This window comes from Methylobacterium sp. Leaf111 (assembly GCF_001423285.1).
Taxonomy (GTDB): Bacteria; Pseudomonadota; Alphaproteobacteria; order Rhizobiales; family Beijerinckiaceae; genus Methylobacterium.
The window spans coordinates 1-16924 of the sequence record NZ_LMNE01000014.1 but is presented as its reverse complement, the minus strand read 5'-3'; the positions used below and the strand labels follow the sequence as shown (position 1 = coordinate 16924).

18 protein-coding genes are annotated in these 16924 nt (G+C 70.9%); 11 read left to right on the top strand and 7 right to left on the bottom strand.

What is annotated here, in order from left to right; genetic code table 11:
- Nucleotides 1-220: 220 nt before the first annotated feature.
- The 4 genes from ASF41_RS10935 to ASF41_RS10920 all read left to right on the top strand — a co-directional run bounded on the left by ASF41_RS10935 (nucleotide 221) and on the right by ASF41_RS10920 (nucleotide 3000).
- A complete protein-coding gene (locus tag ASF41_RS10935; RefSeq protein WP_056213148.1) occupies nucleotides 221-499 on the top strand; it encodes an accessory factor UbiK family protein in 279 nt (92 codons plus the stop codon).
- 303 nt (nucleotides 500-802) lie between these two features.
- Complete coding sequence (locus tag ASF41_RS10930) at nucleotides 803-1306, top strand: YbjN domain-containing protein (protein WP_055957499.1); 504 nt, start codon at nucleotides 803-805, stop codon at nucleotides 1304-1306.
- A complete protein-coding gene (proC, locus tag ASF41_RS10925; RefSeq protein WP_056213146.1) occupies nucleotides 1303-2130 on the top strand; it encodes a pyrroline-5-carboxylate reductase in 828 nt (275 codons plus the stop codon). The genes ASF41_RS10930 and proC overlap by 4 nt, the downstream gene beginning before the upstream one ends.
- 66 nt (nucleotides 2131-2196) lie before the next feature.
- Nucleotides 2197-3000, top strand: a complete 804-nt coding sequence (locus ASF41_RS10920; protein ID WP_056493221.1) for a hypothetical protein — start codon at nucleotides 2197-2199, stop codon at nucleotides 2998-3000.
- Nucleotides 3001-3004: 4 nt separating this feature from the next.
- Here ASF41_RS10920 and ASF41_RS10915 read toward each other — a convergent pair whose 3' ends face one another.
- The gene (locus tag ASF41_RS10915; protein WP_056493156.1) at nucleotides 3005-3358 is read right to left on the bottom strand and encodes a cupin domain-containing protein; all 354 of its coding nucleotides are present in this window, start codon (nucleotides 3356-3358) and stop codon (nucleotides 3005-3007) included.
- Nucleotides 3359-3624: 266 nt separating this feature from the next.
- On the opposite strand from ASF41_RS10915, the gene ASF41_RS10910 reads away from it, so the two are divergent.
- Entirely contained in the window at nucleotides 3625-4536 is a 912-nt protein-coding gene (locus ASF41_RS10910) for a DUF3471 domain-containing protein (protein ID WP_156653263.1), read from the top strand.
- 102 nt (nucleotides 4537-4638) lie between these two features.
- Here the strand turns inward: ASF41_RS10910 and ASF41_RS24755 are convergent, their stop codons facing one another.
- The 3 genes from ASF41_RS24755 to ASF41_RS10900 all read right to left on the bottom strand — a co-directional run bounded on the left by ASF41_RS24755 (nucleotide 4639) and on the right by ASF41_RS10900 (nucleotide 7458).
- A complete protein-coding gene (locus ASF41_RS24755) occupies nucleotides 4639-4776 on the bottom strand; it encodes a hypothetical protein (protein ID WP_156389601.1) in 138 nt (45 codons plus the stop codon).
- A gap of 98 nt (nucleotides 4777-4874) precedes the next feature.
- The gene (locus ASF41_RS10905) at nucleotides 4875-6014 is read right to left on the bottom strand and encodes an HPP family protein (protein ID WP_056493149.1); all 1140 of its coding nucleotides are present in this window, start codon (nucleotides 6012-6014) and stop codon (nucleotides 4875-4877) included.
- Nucleotides 6015-6231: 217 nt separating this feature from the next.
- Entirely contained in the window at nucleotides 6232-7458 is a 1227-nt protein-coding gene (locus ASF41_RS10900) for an App1 family protein (protein WP_056355373.1), read from the bottom strand.
- A gap of 208 nt (nucleotides 7459-7666) precedes the next feature.
- Between ASF41_RS10900 and gntA the strand changes: the two genes are divergently transcribed.
- The 4 genes from gntA (at nucleotide 7667) to ASF41_RS10880 (ending at nucleotide 10479) form a co-directional block, all read left to right on the top strand.
- Complete coding sequence (gene gntA, locus ASF41_RS10895; protein ID WP_056493146.1) at nucleotides 7667-8365, top strand: guanitoxin biosynthesis heme-dependent pre-guanitoxin N-hydroxylase GntA; 699 nt, start codon at nucleotides 7667-7669, stop codon at nucleotides 8363-8365.
- Nucleotides 8355-8978, top strand: a complete 624-nt coding sequence (locus ASF41_RS10890; protein WP_244476400.1) for a DUF1989 domain-containing protein — start codon at nucleotides 8355-8357, stop codon at nucleotides 8976-8978. The genes gntA and ASF41_RS10890 overlap by 11 nt, the downstream gene beginning before the upstream one ends.
- A 95-nt stretch (nucleotides 8979-9073) precedes the next feature.
- Nucleotides 9074-9847 (top strand): ribonuclease HI, encoded by a 774-nt coding sequence (gene rnhA, locus ASF41_RS10885; protein WP_056493143.1) that lies wholly within the window; start codon nucleotides 9074-9076, stop codon nucleotides 9845-9847.
- The gene (locus ASF41_RS10880) at nucleotides 9844-10479 is read left to right on the top strand and encodes a DNA-3-methyladenine glycosylase (protein WP_056493140.1); all 636 of its coding nucleotides are present in this window, start codon (nucleotides 9844-9846) and stop codon (nucleotides 10477-10479) included. Before rnhA ends, ASF41_RS10880 begins: the two co-directional genes overlap by 4 nt.
- Here ASF41_RS10880 and ASF41_RS10875 read toward each other — a convergent pair.
- On the bottom strand, nucleotides 10445-12136 hold the full coding sequence (locus tag ASF41_RS10875; protein ID WP_056379835.1) for a methyl-accepting chemotaxis protein: 1692 nt from the start codon (nucleotides 12134-12136) through the stop codon (nucleotides 10445-10447). The two genes, ASF41_RS10880 and ASF41_RS10875, sit on opposite strands and share 35 nt — an antisense overlap.
- 443 nt (nucleotides 12137-12579) lie before the next feature.
- Here ASF41_RS10875 and ASF41_RS10870 point away from each other — a divergent pair, with 443 nt between their 5' ends.
- Together ASF41_RS10870 and ASF41_RS10865 are read left to right on the top strand one after the other, a co-directional pair.
- Nucleotides 12580-12798 (top strand): hypothetical protein, encoded by a 219-nt coding sequence (locus ASF41_RS10870; RefSeq protein ID WP_156389600.1) that lies wholly within the window; start codon nucleotides 12580-12582, stop codon nucleotides 12796-12798.
- Between the two features lie 365 nt (nucleotides 12799-13163).
- Nucleotides 13164-15299, top strand: a complete 2136-nt coding sequence (locus ASF41_RS10865) for a carbohydrate porin (RefSeq protein WP_082504276.1) — start codon at nucleotides 13164-13166, stop codon at nucleotides 15297-15299.
- Nucleotides 15300-15321: 22 nt separating this feature from the next.
- On the opposite strand, the gene ASF41_RS10860 is transcribed toward ASF41_RS10865, so the two are convergent.
- Complete coding sequence (locus tag ASF41_RS10860) at nucleotides 15322-15615, bottom strand: hypothetical protein (RefSeq protein WP_156389599.1); 294 nt, start codon at nucleotides 15613-15615, stop codon at nucleotides 15322-15324.
- Nucleotides 15616-15745: 130 nt separating this feature from the next.
- Nucleotides 15746-16375: a recombinase family protein gene (locus ASF41_RS10855; RefSeq protein ID WP_056213119.1), complete on the bottom strand. Its 630-nt coding sequence runs from the start codon at nucleotides 16373-16375 to the stop codon at nucleotides 15746-15748.
- Nucleotides 16376-16924: the final 549 nt, after the last annotated feature.

Here is a 16924-nt window from a genome sequence, read left to right as displayed (position 1 = left end):
CGCCGGCACACCCGGAGTTCGAAGGGCCGGCGGCGCAGGATTTTGTAAACGCCTGTTTCGCGAGGCCCCATCGGACAACGGCGGAAACATTCCCGTCGGGGCTCCCGAAGCACCGGCGCGGATTGCCGGGACGCGCGGTAATTCTTATGTCGTGCCGCACAGGCGCCGGTCTCGTGGCCGTCACGGACGGATGGCGGCCTCATTGCTCCGGGAGACGACGATGCAAGGCTCGAACCGGCTGTTCGACGATTTCGCCCGCCTGATGACCGATGCCGCCGGCGCCGCGCAGGGCGTGCGCCGCGAGGCGGAGACGGTGTTCAAGGCCCAGGTCGAGCGCCTGATCCGCGACATGGACATCGCCTCCCGCGAGGAGCTCGACGTGCTGCGCGACCTCGTCTCGGCGCTGCGCAGCCAGAACGACGCCCTGGCCGCCCGGATCACCGCGCTCGAGGCGAAACTCGGCCCCGAGCCCGTGGCCGGAGCCAGCGAGGCGATCTGATTCTGGGTTGATTCGCGGGGTCTCCGGCCCCGCCACGCTTGTGCACAGGAAGGAACGGTGGACGGTCGCTTTCCTGTTCACCGGCTTCCCGGGCCGCTTTGAAACGCGAGTCCGGCACGGTCTATAGTGGGTCATGACCTGATTCGCTCCTGCCCCGAAACGCCCTGAACCGAACAGAATCGTTCCCTGCCACACCCGTCCGGGTGGGCGTGGAGCAAGTCCGGAACAGAGGTCCGACGGTCACCGGAGCGCGTTTCACAACGACTTCGCCGATCTTCGACGAGATCGACACACTGGACCGCCATGACCCAACTCCACATCGAAGATCACGATCGGCACGAGCATCCCCTCGACATCGTCGAGCGCCTCGCGTCGCTGCGCGACTGGATCTTCGACCGGGCGGAGACCGACGAGATGTCCGTCTCCGTCGCCGGGCGCTGGGCCGACTACCACGTGGCCTTCACCTGGATCGAGGACGTGGAGGCGCTCCACGTCGCCTCCGCCTTCGACCTCAAGGTGCCGGAGCGCCGGCGCACCGAGATCCTGACGCTGGTCTCCCTGGTCAACGAGCAGCTGTGGGTCGGGCATTTCGACCTGTGGTCCACCGACAACGTCGTGATGTTCCGCCACTCGCTGCTGCTGACCGGCGGCGCGGCCCCGACCCAGGGCCAATGCACCATGATGCTGAAGTCGGCGGTCGATGCCTGCGAGCGCTACTACCAGGCCTTCCAGTTCGTGCTCTGGGCCGGCAAGTCCGCCCGCGAGGCCCTCGACGCGGTGCTGTTCGAGACCGAAGGCGAGGCGTGAGCGCGCCCGTCGACGCCGCCCTCCCCGCCTCCCTCACCCTGGTGGGGGCCGGCAAGATGGGGGGCGCCATGCTCTCCGGCTGGCTGGCGGGGGGGCTCGACCCCGCCCGGACCACGATCCTGGATCCGCAGGCCTCCCCCGAACTGCAGGCGCTCTGCGCCGCGCGCGGGCTCGCCCTGAACCCCGCCGCGCCCCCGGTCGCGGAGGCCCTCGTGCTCGCCATGAAGCCCCAGGGGCTGGAGGCCGCGGCGCCCGCGCTGGCGCCGCTGATCGGTCCCGGAACCCTGGTGGTGTCGGTGCTGGCGGGCAAGACCATCGCCAACCTGCGCGACCGCCTGCCCGGCGCCCGCGCCATCGTGCGGGCGATGCCGAACCTGCCCGCCAGCATCGGACGGGGGGCCACCGGCGCGGTGGCCAGCCCGGAGGTCGATGACGGGCAGCGGGCGCAGGCGCACGCGCTCCTCGCCAGCGTCGGCCTGGTGGAGTGGCTCGACGACGAGGGGCTGATCGACGCCCTGACGGCCGTGTCGGGCTCCGGGCCCGCCTACGTCTTCCTCCTGGCCGAGGCGATGGCCGAGGCGGGCATCGCCGCCGGCCTGCCCGCGGACATGGCCACGCGCCTCGCCCGCGAAACCGTCTCGGGGGCCGCCGCGCTCCTCGCGGCCGATCCCCGGGACGCCGCGCGTCTGCGCCAGGATGTGACCTCGCCGGGCGGCACCACCGCCGAAGCCCTCGCGGTGCTGATGCGCAGCGGCGGCCTGCCGGACCTGATGCGCGAGGCCGTGGACGCGGCGCGGCGCCGCGCCGGGGCCCTCGCGGGCTGAGCCGGACCTGACGATCCGGCCGCGGGACCCTACATGAAGGCCTGATTGGACGAGGATCGCACGACCATGGCCAAACGCCCCGGCTCTCCCAAGCCCGAGACCCAGACGACCGAGACGGACTCCGCCGACACCCTGCCGGTGGCGACCGCAGCGCCCGAGAAGGCGCTGCCCCCGCGCGAGGCGGCCGTCGAGGCGCTGATGCGCCTCGCCGCCGAGCAGCCGTGGAACGACATCGAGATCGGCGACATCGCCCGGGAGGCCGGCCTGACGCTGGCGGAGTTCCGCGACCTGTTCCCCTCGAAGGGCGCCGTACTCGGCGGCCTGTCGCGCCTCATCGACCGCGCGGTGCTGGAGGGCGACACCGCCGATCTCGCCGACGAGCCGACCCGCGAGCGCCTGTTCGACGTGCTGATGCGCCGCCTCGACGCGATGACGCCCTACAAGGACGCCCTGCGCCGGATCTCCTACGCCCTGCGCGGCGATCCGCTCTCGATGCTGGCGTTGAACGGCGTCGCGCTGAACTCGCACCGCTTCATGCTGGCCGCCGCCGGCATTAACACCGAGGGTCCGCTCGGCCGCCTCAAGCTCCAGGGCGTGGTCATCGCCTTCGCCCGCACGGTGGAGGTCTGGCTGGACGAAGACGATCCGGCCCTGGCGCGCACCATGGCGCGCCTCGACAAGGAGATCCGCAACGGCGAGCGCTTCATGGAGCGCGCCGACGATGCCCGCCGCCTCACGGCCCCCTTCCGGGCGCTCGGCCGCTCGCTGCTCGACCGCGGCGGCCGCGCGCGCCGGGAACGGCACGCGGCGGACGACCGCAACGAGGATGCGGGCAATCCCCTCGGCGGCGACCCGGCCGCGGCGATCTGAAGCCCTAGGCCCCGGCCGGGCAATCGGTCTCGCCGAGATGGACGGCGAGCCAGACCGTCGGCCGGTCGGGATCCGTGAAGGTGACGCGGTGCACGCACCCGGCCGGGATGAACAGGGTATCGCCCGGCCCGAGCGCGACCTCAGCGCCCGCCAGCGCGACGCGGGCCGCACCCGCGAGAAGCAGCACCCACTCGTCGTGGGCTTGGCGATAGGGCTCGTCCGGCGGCGTGACCTGGCCCTGCGAGACGATGCGCTCGATCCGGCAGCCCGGCCGCGCGAGGAGTTCGGTGAAGACCTCGCCCGCCGCGGCGTCGGGCAGGTTCGCGAGCAGGTTGCCCGCGTGGGCGGGGCGGGTCATGCGGCGGATCCTGATCGTTTGGGCGACTGAAGAAGGGTTCCGACATGAGCGGCCGGAACCGGATTTGCCCGACTGGCCCGTGAGGGTCCGCCATGGACGGGTGTCGGCCCCTCTCGTCGTTTTGCGGGCCTGATCCTAACATCGCCTCGGCCTCAGGATAGGCCAACGGTCCGCGTGAAGGGCTCAGCCCGTTCGTCGTCGTCTGATCATTCCCCGACTTCCTGCCCGAGAACGCGGACAAAGGGCGCTGAGGAAGGAAGGATTCAATGACGGCTACGCTTCCGTCGAGCGGCGCTTGCCGCCGCGCACTCCCCGACCGCCCCAACCTCGAACACCTGCGAAATGAAGCCAAGTCTCGGTTGAAGCAGATGCGCGCCGCCGACCCGACAGCGCAGCTCGCGACGGCGCAACGCGATCTCGCCCGTGACTACGGTTTCCCCAGTTGGCGCCGGCTCCGGGCGGAGGTCCGGCGGTTGACCGAGGGGCGGACGGAGACCGACAAAGACCGCATGGAGCGGCTCAGGATCGGGCAGGCGCGTCCACGAACGGAAGTCCGGATCGATCCAAAGGTCGTGGACGGATACGTCGGCTTCTACGAACTGACTCCCAAGACCATCATCGTTGTACAGCGGGACGCGAGCGATCTCATCGTTCGCCTCACAGGACAGTCGTTTTACTCGATCATCCCGGAAAGCAGTCGAAAATTTTTCTATCGAAATCGCAATATCCAGGCACAGATCAGCTTCATGGTCGGTCCGGATGGCACCGCGACTGCCGCCATCCTTCATCAGAACGGGCTTGAACAGACCTCTCCGCGGATCAGGGAAGACCGGGCGAACGCCATCGAGGCACGGCGGGAGGCGCGGCAGGCTGCGAATACGCCGGCCCCTGGAAGTGAAGCGGCTCTGCGTCGGATCATCGAGGCGACCCAGCAGGGCAGCCCGGAACTCGCGCGCATGAGCAAGCCGCTCGCACGGGCGTTCAAGGAGCATTTGCCGGACAACATAAGGACGGTGAGGTCCTGGGGCGACCTCGTGTCGATCGCCTTCGAGGGCATCTCCCGCGTCGACGACAGCGATGTCTTCACCGTCATGTTCTCTGCCGCGCACAGCGAATGGCGGCTCACCATGAACGACCCGGAGACGATCGAGAGCGCCAGTTTCCGATTGGCTCCCTAAGACAGGTGCACGGTGCGGGGCGTGCGTCGACCGGCGACGGCGGGGCCCCTGCCTTCGTAATGGACCACGCAGCCGGCCGGCACGCCTGCCGGCCATCATCCGTCAGGCCCGGCCGAGGAGCCGATGGACCTGCCAGGTCAGCATCATGCTGGCCACCATCAGGGTGGCGTACAGGAGGTGGAGGAGAAGCGGCGCGTCGTGCATCGGCTCGAACCCGTGGGCTTCGGTGCGAGGGAGCACGTCTCCTCGCAACAACCGCGCCACGCGCCCGGGACCAAGCGCCGGGCCAAGCGCCCGGGGCGAAGTGTCGGACCAAGTGCCGCCGGCCCCTGCCCCGCTCAGGCCGCCGCGGCCGGGCTCGCGTCGAAGGCCTTGGCGGAGGCGAGGCGCGTCAGCACGGCGAGCAGGTCGGTCTGGGTGATGATCCCGTGGATCCGGCGGTCCTCGCCCGTCACCACCACCGCATGCGCGTGCCCGTTGGTCAGGGGCTCCACCAGGCTCAGCACGGGCTCGGCCGCCCGGGCCGTGTGCGCCTCGGACATCACCTGCGCGAGGCTGCCCTCCCCGCGCAGGGCCAGTTCGCGCAGGCCCAGGGTTCCGGCGAGGCGGCCCGCCTCGTCCACCACCGGCAGGGTCCGGATGTTGTGCCGGAGCAGGAGGTCGCGTGCCCGGGCGAGCGACTCGTGCAGGCCGATCGTCACCACGTCGCGGGACATCACCGCGCCGCAGTCCAGGGCCCCGTGCGCCCGCACCAGGGCCTGGCTCTCGACCTCCCGCAGCAGCCGGTCGAGGTCGCTGCGGTCGATGTCGAGGGTCTCGTTGAGGTTGAGGAGCGCGGCGTCGACGTCGCGGGCGTTGAAGCCGCCCCGGATGGGGGCCGGCAGGTCGGTCGTGCCGTGCAGGTTGGCCGGGGGGGCCGACGGGACGTGCGGATAGGTGCGCCCGGAAATCCGGTGGAAGGCGATGCCGAGGCTGACCAGGATGATGGAGTTCAGGCAGACCGGCACGAAGGGGAACAGGAAGCCCGAGGAGGCGATGGCCGGGCCGCCGATGAGCGCGGTGAGCGCCGCGGCCCCGCCCGGCGGATGCAGGCTGCGCGTGAACGACATCGCCGCGATGGCCAGCGAGACGCCGACCCCGATGGCCAGCACCGGATTGGGGATGAAGTGGGCGGCGGTCACGCCGATCAGGGCCGAGATCGTGTTGCCGCCGATGATCGGCCAGGGCTGGGCCAAGGGGCTCGCCGGCACGGCGAAGAGCAGCACCGCCGTGGCCCCCATGGGCGCCACGATGAAGGGAATGTATGGGCCTTGCCCGACCATCCAGCCGGTCACGAGTCCCGTCAGGGCGATGCCGATGAGGGCGCCAAGGCAGCCGATCAGGCGCTCGCGCAGGGTGGCGCCGGCCAGGATCGGCCGGAACAGACGGGCGCCGAGCAGCGCACCGGCCGGGCGGTCGGGACCGATAGGGTCTGACATCCTCTCCCCCTCGCTCGCGATGCGCACGCTGCACGAGCGAACGCTGAAAATGCAGGCCGACGCCTCTGGTATACCAGTGCGACCTTACAGGGCGAGGTCAGAATTGCAAACGGTTCGGGCAGATTGCCCACCTCGACGGCAGAGCCCTGCGCAGGGCGGCGAGAGGTTTCCCGGAGACCGGCCCGGATCGGCGCAAGCCGGCACTCCGATGGCGGGTTCAGGCCGGCGGATCGGACCGGCCGGGCTCGACGATGACGTTGGGCGGCGTCGGCCCGGCCCCGCCCAGGATCTTGCGCAGGCCGCGGGCGCGGGTGCGGCCGGCGCGACGGCGGGTTTCCGGCACGGTCCCGTGTTCCCGCGCCACATCGGCCACGTCCGCGTGGGCGATCAGGCCGTGCTCGGCGGCATGCTCGGCCATGGCGAGGCTGTCGGCGGCCAGAACCAGGCTGCTGCCGGCAGCCTCCACCGCCTCGGCGAGCTTGGCGATCTCTTCCAGCCGGCCCGCATCCCGCGAGACGTTGCGGATATAGACCGCGGCCACCCGGCCGGGATAGGCCGCGACGATGCCCGCGTAGACCTCGGGATCGTGCTGGCCGCTGTCGCCGATGAGCACGAAGGGCAGGTCGTGGTAGAGCGTCAGCATGTGGTCGATGAGGTGGCGCTTGTGATCCTCGGCCCGGCGCGGCAGCGGGCTCGTCCAGGACAGACCCCATTCGCGCAAGAAGAGCACCGGCCCGACCGGGATCCGATGCATGACGAAGAATTCGCTGAGCATGTCGTAGATGCCCCACGGCGCCCGGGAGACGTAGAGCATGGGATTGCCCTCCGCCCCGCACGGCCCGGCATAGAGCGCCCGGTACAGGGCGGCGGCCCCCGGGAAGGCGACCCGGTTCTCGGCATCCTCCACGAACAGCCGCCAGAGCATCTTGACCTTGTTGGCCACGCCCGTGTGCATGATCGTGTCGTCGATGTCGCTGATCACCACCCGCCGGCAATCGACCGAGGGGATGAACACCTGCGCCTTCGCCCGCACGGGCTCGGGGCCGGCCAGATCGAGCTCCAGGCTGTGCCAGGAGGCCTGCGGCGGCGCGGGCAGGTTCGGGCGCAGGTGGACGCGGAAGTAGCCGTCCCGGTCGGTGACGACCTGCTCCTCGCAGCCGAAGAAGCGCGCGGTGAGCGCGGCACCCGCCACCGTGCGGCGGGTGATGCGGCGCCGGATGTCGCGCAGCTCGGCGGCCCAGCCCTCGTCCGGCGCGTCGGCCGCCCGGCTCGACTGCCGAAAGACCCGGCCGATGAGGAAGACCTCGTCGCGGGAGCCGTAGCCCCGATAAGTTTCCACCACCGTCCCGGCGCGGCCTTGAGACCGTCGAACCGGCTTGGCCAGCAGGCGCAACGCCCGCAGGGTGCCTTTCGCGAACCGGGCAGCCCCCTGTCGGCCGGTCATGGTTGCGTCGTCATCGTCGTGGGGCCCCGTCTCGACATCGTCGGTTCAATGCCCGGCGCTGGCAAAGGTTCGCCGCGGGGCATCGCCGCCGTCGCCGGGACGGCTGTGGAGCATGCGTGCCATGCCGTCGCGCGAACGGAACTCGGCCATGTCCCTCCGGTTCACCACATGCACCCTGCGTTCCGGGTGCTGTCAGCGTCGAGTCTCCATGCATCTCCCCACCGACGACAGCGGCCATCCCCTGGCCGTGGAGTTCCAGGATTTCATCCGAAGCCAGCCCTTCCCCTGCGTCGGCGCGAAATCGGCCCTGTCGAAGGGCCAGATGAAGATCGTCGTGGCGCGCAGCATCGCCTCGAGCTGGGACGATCCCCGGCTCTATCCCGCGCTTCTCGCCTTCATCTGCCGCTACCGGGCCAAGCCCGACCTGTTCCAGAGCTTCGCCGTGATCTTCGAAGGTCCGACGGACCTCGGCGAGGAGGCCTTCGAGGGCCACCTCTGGGACCGCGTGCAGTCCCTGTCGGACAAGGACGCGTTCCTCGGCCAGCGCTACGACACCCGCGTCGAGGCCGATCCGAACGACCCGCACTTCTCCCTCTCCTTCGGCGGCGAGGCGTTCTTCGTGGTCGGCATGCATCCCGGCGCCAGCCGGCCGGCCCGGCGCTTCCCGCATCCGGTCCTGGTGTTCAACCTGCGCGCCCAGTTCGAGCAGCTGCGCGCCGAGGGGCGCTACGAGAAGCTGCGCAGCGCGATCCTCTCGCGCGACGAGGCGCTGGCTGGCTCGATCAATCCGATGCTCGCCCGGCATGGCGACGCCTCGGAGGCGCGCCAGTACAGCGGTCGCGCCGTCGACGCCGACTGGGTCTGCCCGTTCCGCGGCCGCGACGCGGAGGCCCGCGATGCCGCCTGAGCCCCGCCCGCACCCATCGACCATGCACGAGATCGCGCCGCGCTCCGGCGTCGCCTTCACCCTCGACAAGGGCGAGCGCCTCACCGTGATCGACCCGCAGGGCGAGCAGGTGGCCGACCTCCTCGCCTTCGTCCGCGGCGACCTCGACGAGGTGATCTCCTCGGGCCGGACCCTCGATTATGCCAGCCGGATCTACCTCACCACCGGCGACCCGATCTATTCCAACCGCTCGAATGTGCTCCTGCGCATCGTCGCGGACACGGTGGGCCGCCACGACTTCCTGCTGACCCCGTGCTCGGCCGACACCTTCCGGATCATCTACGGCGACACCCACCCGCACCGGGGCTGCTTCGGCAATCTCGCGGCGGCGCTGGCGCCCTACGGCGTCGTGCCGGACCGGATCCCGGTGGCCTTCAACGTGTTCATGAACGTCACCGTCGATGGCGGCACGGGCGACTTGAAGGTCGAGCCGCCCCTGAGCCGGGCGGGCGACCACGTCACCTTCGAGGCGGAATGCGACCTCGTGATCGGGCTCACCGCCTGTTCGGCCCTGCAATCGAACAACAACAGCTTCAAGCCGATCCGCTACCGCATCGACCCGGCCCGCCTCTGAAGCGGGTGCCCGACGGGGCCGCGCCCGTGCTATGGGCGGCGCCCGGCGCCCCCTCTCCCGGGGGGGCCCGTCGTGAACAGGTCGAAGCGAGTCCCATGCGAACCATCGTCTATGCCGACGGCGGATGCGATCCCAATCCCGGCCCCGGTGGCTGGGGCGTCGTCATCGAGGCCGAGAACGGCCGCATCGAGCTCTGCGGCGGCGACCGGGCCACCACCAACAACCGCATGGAACTGACCGCGGCGATCAACGCCCTGCGTCACTTCCCCGAGGGCGCGCAGATCGAGATGCGCTGCGACAGCCAGTACGTCATCAAGTCGGTGACCGAGTGGATGCGCGGCTGGAAGGCCAAGGGCTGGCGCACCGCTACCGGCCCGGTGAAGAACGTCGAGCTGATGCAGGAGCTCGATGCCCTGGCGGCCCGGCGCGACGTGCGCTGGACCTGGGTCCGGGGCCATGCGGGCGAGGCCGGCAACGAACGCGCAGACCGGCTCGCGGCGCAGGGCCGGCGCGAGGCCCTCGGCCTGCCGCTGCGCCCGGAGAGCGGACCGGCACCGCTCACCGGAACGGCCGCCCTGCGCGCGGCGGTTGCCCCGGCTGTCTCGCAGGCGGTCTCGCCGGCGGCCTTGGCCACGGCGCCCGCCGCGTCCGAGCCCGCCCCGGCGCGCACGAGCGCGATCCCCCTCGATCTCGGCCTCGGCCTGGAGGTGTCGCGCGCCGCGAAAGCCTCCGGCCTGACGCCGCAGGCCTACGTGGAACGGGCGGTGCGGCTCGCCCTCGACCTCGGCCCCGAGGGGCTGGAGCGGGCCCGCGCCGACCTGCGCGGCGCCAAGGCTGCCAACGCGGCCAAGGGCGTCTCCACCCCTTGAGTCCAGCGGGCGATCCCCTCGGCGCACGCCTCCCGGCCGGCTTCTTCGCCCGCCCGGCGGCGGACGTGGCCGCGTCCCTCATCGGCTGCGACCTGCGGGTGGACGGGATCGGCGGGATGGTCGTCGAGACGGAGGCCTATGACCGGAGCGACCCGGCCTCGCACAGCGTCAACGGCCCGACCCGGCGCAATGCCAGCATGTTCGGGCCGCCGGGGCACGCCTACGTCTACCGCTCCTACGGCCTGCACTGGTGCCTGAACCTCGTCTGCGAGCCGGGCAGCGCGGTCCTGATCCGGGCGCTGGAGCCCCGCCACGGGCTCGACGCGATGGCGGCGCGGCGGAGGCTGTCCGATCCGCGCCTGTTCTGCGCCGGACCCGGCCGCCTCTGCCAGGCGCTGGCCGTCAGCCTCGCGATGGACGGCCTGGCCCTCGACGCGCCCCCCTTCGCGCTGGCCGCCCCCGAGACGGCGCCGGCCTGGATCGCCGATCGCCGGATCGGTATCTCCCGCGCGGTGGAGACGCCCTGGCGCTTCCTGCTCGCCGGCTCGCGGGCCGTGAGCCGGCCGCCCTCGCGCCACGCGACGCCGGGCGGCCCCCTCACGCCGCCCGGACCGTCTCCAGGAAGCGCGTGACCTGCACGGTCAGGTGCTCCGACTGGGCGGTCAGGTCGGAGGCCGAGACGAGCACCTGACGGGCGGCGGCGCCGGTCTCCTCGGCCGCGTGGGCGACGCCCGAGATGTTCTCGGTGACCTCGCTGGTGCCGCTGGCGGCCTGGCCGACGTTGCGCACGATCTCCTGGGTCGCCGACCCCTGCTCCTCCACCGCCGCCGCGATCGAGGTCGTCACCTGGCTGATCTCGCCGATCCGGCCGCTGATGGTGCGGATGGCCCCGACCGCCTGCTCCGTCGAGGCTTGGATGCGGCCGATCTGCTCCTCGATCTCGTGGGTCGCCCGCGTGGTCTGGTTGGCGAGTTCCTTGACCTCGGCGGCGACCACCGCGAAGCCGCGGCCCGCCTCGCCAGCCCGCGCCGCCTCGATCGTCGCGTTCAGCGCCAGCAGGTTGGTCTGGCCCGCGATGGTGGTGATCAGCGCGACGACGTCGCCGATCCGCGCGGCGGCGCTGCTGAGGTCCTGGACGAGCCCGGCGGTCTGGGCCGCCTCCTCCACCGCCCGCAGGGCGAGGTTGGCCGAGCCGTCGACCTGGCGGCCGATCTCCTGCACCGACGAACCGAGCTCCTCGGCTGCGGCCGCCACGGTGTTGACGTTGGAGGCCGCCTCCTCGGCGGCGGCCGCCACCGTCACCGATTGATCGGTGGTCCGGGCCGCGTTGGTGCTCATCGCCGCGGCGGTCTCCTGCAGCGCGCCGGCCGAGGCCGACACCGTGGCGATGATCGAGCCGACCGCCACCTCGAAGCCGTCGGCGAGCTCATGCATGGTGCGCTGGCGCTCGGCCGCCGCCGCCGCATCGGCGATCTGCCGGCGCTCGGCCTCCTCCGAGGCCTTGCGGGCGACCAGGGAACGGATCTCCTCCACCGCGCGGCCCACGGCGCCGACCTCGTCGCGCCGGTCGCGCCCGAGGATCACCGCGTCGCTGTCCCCCCGCGCCATCCGGCGCAGGGCCTCGACCAGCTGGCCGATCGGACGGGTGATACCGAACACGGCGACGAGCCCGGCCGCGAAGAGGCCCGCGAGCAGGCCGAGGCCGCCGAGGAGCAGGGTGTTGGTTCGGGTCCGGTCCGTCATCGCCGCGAGATCGCGGGCGCCCGCGTCGACGAAGGTCCGGATGTCCCGGCCGAGGGCGCTTCCCTCCGACACCATCGCGTCGAAGGTCGGGTCGACGGTCTGGTGCAGCAGGACGAGGGCCTCCGTCTTCAGGCCGCTGCTCGCCAGGGTGCGTGCCTCGGAGCTGTCGGCCATGAAGCGGTTGACCTTCTGTTTCAGACCGTCGATGCGCGGCGCGAAGCTGGGAGCGGCATCCCGCAGTTCCGCCAGCACCTTGTTCAAGCGCTCGCTCGCCTCGTCGAATCCCTTGTCGGTCTTCTGCATCTCGTCGGGGCTGCCCTCGGCGATGTTGCGGAAGTTGAAGTAGCTCATCGTGAAGACCAGCCGGTTGACCGTCCGCAGGTCGGCGATCGCCTTCGTGTCATGGGAGACGAAGCGGCTGTAGGCCTCGTCGATCTGCGTCATCTGGGTGGTGGCGTACCAGAGGCAGCCACTGACGATGACCCCGATCAGACTGACCACCGCGATCAGTTTGGTGATGATGCTGAAGCGCGCGAGCAAAGCCACGAGAGATCTCCGGACCGGTATCGGTGCCAGAGCTAGCAGCGGGAAACTTAAGGCACCGCTAAAGCATCGTGACTGCTCATCGTTTGCGCTGGATTACGAAGTTATTGAATTATATTTACTTTCCGGATCGTATCTGAACGTCTCCGATTACGGACTTGATCCGGGCCTTATCCGAACCGGACCGGTGGCAATACCTCGACGAACGCGGGCCGCCTGGGGCGGAGGCCGGATCGGAGCGCGGACACAGGCCCGAAAAAACCCGCCTCGGCGTGAGCCGGGAGGGGATGAGGTCTTCGAGCTTGGGTCGTCGGTGCAACGGCCGGCCGGCGCTATGGTTCCGGTCCGCGCCGTCTGAACCCGGGGGCGAAGGTCCGCGTTTCCCGCTCAAGGCCCGCCCGTCAGGCGAGCCGGACGCGTTGCGCGCCATCCGCCAGGGAATGACCATGCCCGTCACCGACGACCGAAAGTCCCAGTACCGCGCCGAGCGCGATCGTCTGATGGCGGAACTCGCCGCACGCGGGCAGGAGGCGCATACGGAGGAGCGCCAGTTCGAGGACGGGTACGCCCTGCGCGACATGGACGAGAGCACCCGGGAAGGCCTCCGCCTGCGCATCGGTGAATTGACGGCGCTCATCGAGAAGATCGAGACCGGCACCGCCTGACGAAGAGTGGATCGGCCGCCGCGACCGAAAAAGAAGCCCGCAGGGGCGATGCCCTGCGGGCCGAGACGGTCCGAAACCTTGGAGACGCCCAGGCTAGACCGCAGCCCCGGTGCCTGACATCCCCCAAATGGAGGGTGCCGAGCGGGTCATCCGATCTTCGCAGAAAACGGCTAAGGGATCGTCCCGCCGCCCCGACGGGCCGCGCTCCGGACGGTCGAACGCAGGGACGCGAGATCCCGCGCGGATCACCCCTGCGCTGTTTGCGCAACAGTGGCCCCGATCCCGTCCCGGCTTGGATTAAACCATATTGTCATAGTTATAGCACCGTCTATACCCCATCCTCGGACAAACGGCGCGGGGGCGGTATGACGAGAGCGGATCGCTATGGACGCGGCGGCCCTGACCGCGCGGGAGCCGCCGGCCTCGCCCTGCTCACCCTGACGGCCGCTTCCGGCGTCCACGCCGCCGATCTCGGCGCGCCACGCCCCCTGGCCACGGCACCGGCCTTCGTCGATTGGTCGGGCCCCTATCTCGGGATCGAGGGCAGCGCCGGCAATTCCTACGGTGCCTACACCTTTCGCGACACCACGGTCGGCGGTCGCCCGGCCCGTCCGTTCAAGACGGGCGACGCCACCGGTCGGTCCGACCTCGGCCGCGACGCCACCACCGCCGTCGGCGGCCTGTTCGGAGGCTACAACTGGCAGACCGGCCCCTGGCTGTACGGGATCGAGGCCGATGTCGCGGGCGCGAACCTGAAGCGGCCGGTGCTCCTGCCCACCCCCGGCTTCGTCGGCGACGGCGATCCGGGCCTCGGCCTGATCCGCGCCAAGACCGACGTCTACGGCACCCTGCGCGGGCGCTTCGGCTACGCCTTCGAGCGGTCGCTGGTCTATGCGAGCTTCGGGCTCGCCGGCGCCAATGCCCGCATCCTGGCGAGCTATCCCGACCCCGGCACCGGCCGCGTCACCACCGCGCGGCGCGACCTCTCCTCGCTCGGCTTCACCCTGGGAGCCGGCGTGCAGTTCGCCGTGACCGAGAGCCTCGCCCTCGGGATCGACTACCGCTATCTCGACCTCGGCGGCAGCGGCCGCTTCGATCTCGGCGCCGTCCCGGGCCTCGGCCCGGTGGCGACGCGGCAGGATTCCTTCACCTCGCACCAGATGATGGCGCGCCTGTCCTGGCATCCGAGCGGCTTCGTGCTGCCGCCGGAGGTCGACGACGCCGCGCCGCACGATCCCGGCGACGGCTCCGGCGATCGGTTCTCGCTCCACGGCCAGACCACCTTCATCGCCCAGGGCGTGCCAGGCTTCCGCGCGCCCTATACCGGTCCGGCGAGCCTGATCGGCCATCAGGTCCAGTCGACCACCACCGCCACCGCTTTCCTGGGGCTCAAGCTCTTCGAAGGCACGGAACTCTACTACAATCCGGAATTCTCCCAGGGCTTCGGCCTGAGCCGGACCCTGGGCGTGGCCGGCTTCGTCAACGGCGAGGCGCAGAAGGCGGGCGCGCCGTTCCCGAAGCTGCGCTCCAACCGCTACTTCGTGCGCCAGACCTTCGGCCTCGGCGGCGAAACCGAGGACGTGCCGGACGGCCCGAACCAGGTCGCCACCCGGCGCGACATCGAGCGGATCACCGTGGTGGCGGGCAAGTTCGCCCTCGGCGACTACTTCGACGGCAACGTCTACGCCCACGACCCGCGGGTGGACTTCATGAACTGGGGCATCTGGGCCTCCGGCGCCTACGACTTCCCCGCCAACCTGCCCGGCTTCACCCAGGGCGTGATGGTCGAGTACAACCGCGCGGCATTCGCGATCCGGGCCGCCTACACCCAGGTGCCCAAGGAGCCCTCCAGCGACGTCCTCGACCCGCGCGTCTTCCGCCGGGCCGGCACCACCATCGAGTTCGAGGAGCGCCATGTGCTGCCGGTCCTCGATCAGCCCGGCAAGCTGCGCCTCGGGTTCTTCACCAATGTGGGCAACTCGGCCGACTTCCGGGAGGTGGTGTCGCTGACCCAGGCCGGGCTCTTCGGCGACATCAACGATGCGGCCGCCGCCACGCGGGCCGCGCGGCGCAAGACCGGCTTCTACCTGAATCTCGAGCAAGCGGTGACGGCGGACCTCGGCGTCTTCGCCCGGTTCAGCGCCAATGACGGCCGCACCGAGAGCCTGTCCTTCACCGACATCGACCGGTCGGTGTCCGGCGGCGTGTCCCTCAAGGGCACCGCCTGGGGCCGGCCCGGCGACACGGTGGGCCTCGGCACCTCGATGAACGCGATCTCGCCGAGCCATCGCGCCTTCTTCGCCAATGGGGGCGTCGGCCTCCTCATCGGCGACGGCCGGCTCAACTATGCCCCCGAGCGCGCGGTGGAGGCCTACTACGCCTTCGCCCTGAACAGGACCCTGACCCTGTCGGTCAATTACCAGCACGTGGAGAACCCGGCCTACAACCGGGACCGCGGGCCGGCGGACTTCTTCGGCACCCGCATCCACGCGGATTTCTGACCCCCGGGGCGTCGGTCCGGCGTCAGGAGCGCGGCCGCTCCGGCTGGTCGCAGCGATAGGCCCGCCCGTTGACCGACGCGACCGGCACGAACCGGCCGCCCGCCGCCCGGCATTCGGCGACATGCGCGTCCATGGCCCACTTGTCGGCGAGGGCGAGGCTGAGCGGGACGACCGTGACCACCAGCAGCAGCGCGACCACGGCACAGACCGCCCAGCCGACCCCGCGGGGCGGCGGCTCCGGCGGATGGTAGCGCTCCGGCGGCAGCGGCGCGAGGAACGCCAGCGTGGTGAGCCCGAGGAGAGTGGCGGCGCCCATGGTCATCCCGCATCGGTCAGGCGCCCCAGACTAAGCCGAGGCGGGCGCCCGGGGGAGGCGACCATACGAAGCAGCGCCCCCGGCCGAGCCCAGGGCTTCCGCCGGCCCAGACCTCCCGTCGGCCCGAGCCTCAGGCCCAGCGCGCCAGGGCCGCCTCCGCTTCCGCGGCGTTGTCGCGGATGCGGTAGACGGTCTGCCGGCTGAGGCCGGTCGCGACGGCGATCGCCGAGATCCCCCGCCCCTCGACGAGGGCGGAGCGCACCGCCTCGTACTGCGCCCGGCTGAAGCTCGGCTTGCGTCCGCGATAGACGTCGCTGCGCGCCCGCGCCTGGGCGATGCCGGCCTTCTGCGCCTCTCGCATGGCCTCCGCCTGGGCCTGGGCCGTCGCCGCCATGAAACCGATGAGGGCATCGCGCACGGCCTGCTGCATCGGATCCGCCGTGGCGCCGTCGAAGGTCAGCCGGTGGATGACCGTGCGCACCACGACGCCCCGGCGCATCATCTCCCGCAGGGTGTCGCAGACGTCGGCGTAGTTGCGGCCGAGGCGGTCGACCCAGCGCACCACCAGGACGTCGCCCCGCCGCAGCAGGTCGAACAGCCGGCGCCCCTGCGGCCGCTCGCGCAGGCAGGTGCTCAGGCCCGACACGCCGTCATCGGCCACGACCTCGTCGACGACGAAGCCCGCGGCGGCAGCCTGCGCCTCCTGATGGGCGATGGTCTGGTCTCCGGTCGAGACCCGGGCATACAGAATGGTCTTCATCGATCACGGCCGCACTCGGACATTCGGGCCCGCAGGACGACGCCCGTGCGTTGCCGTGTCAATCCATTCGACGGCGCAGGGACGAAGGTGCGGCGGCGTGATGCGGGGGTGGTTCGGCACCCTGGGGCTGCGTCCGTCGCCCCGCCCCGGCGCTACGGAGTACGGCTCTCAGCGGCCGTCACCGCGGATCCCGTTCAGCACGCGGTCGAGGTCCCGCTGGCGTTCGGTGCGGACGTCCGGATCGGCCGTTGAAGCGTCCCCGCGGCACCGTCTGGCCGGTGGGCAGGGTGCCGCGCGACCGACGCCGGATGCGCGCGTCACTTCGGCGAAAGCCGGCGTCCAGGGCATCCTTGGCCCGAGACTTACGGCACCTTTGTCCAAGATGTATTCATGATGCATCGAGAGGGGGCGACCCCTCATCTCAGGTCCCACCGTTTAATCCTGTCCTCGACGTGCCTGGCCGCACGTCATGGCTGAGATCGAGGCCCCATATTGGACTCAGACAGATGAAGCGAACCAAGAAAACCAGTTCGCACTGTATAGGAGCCC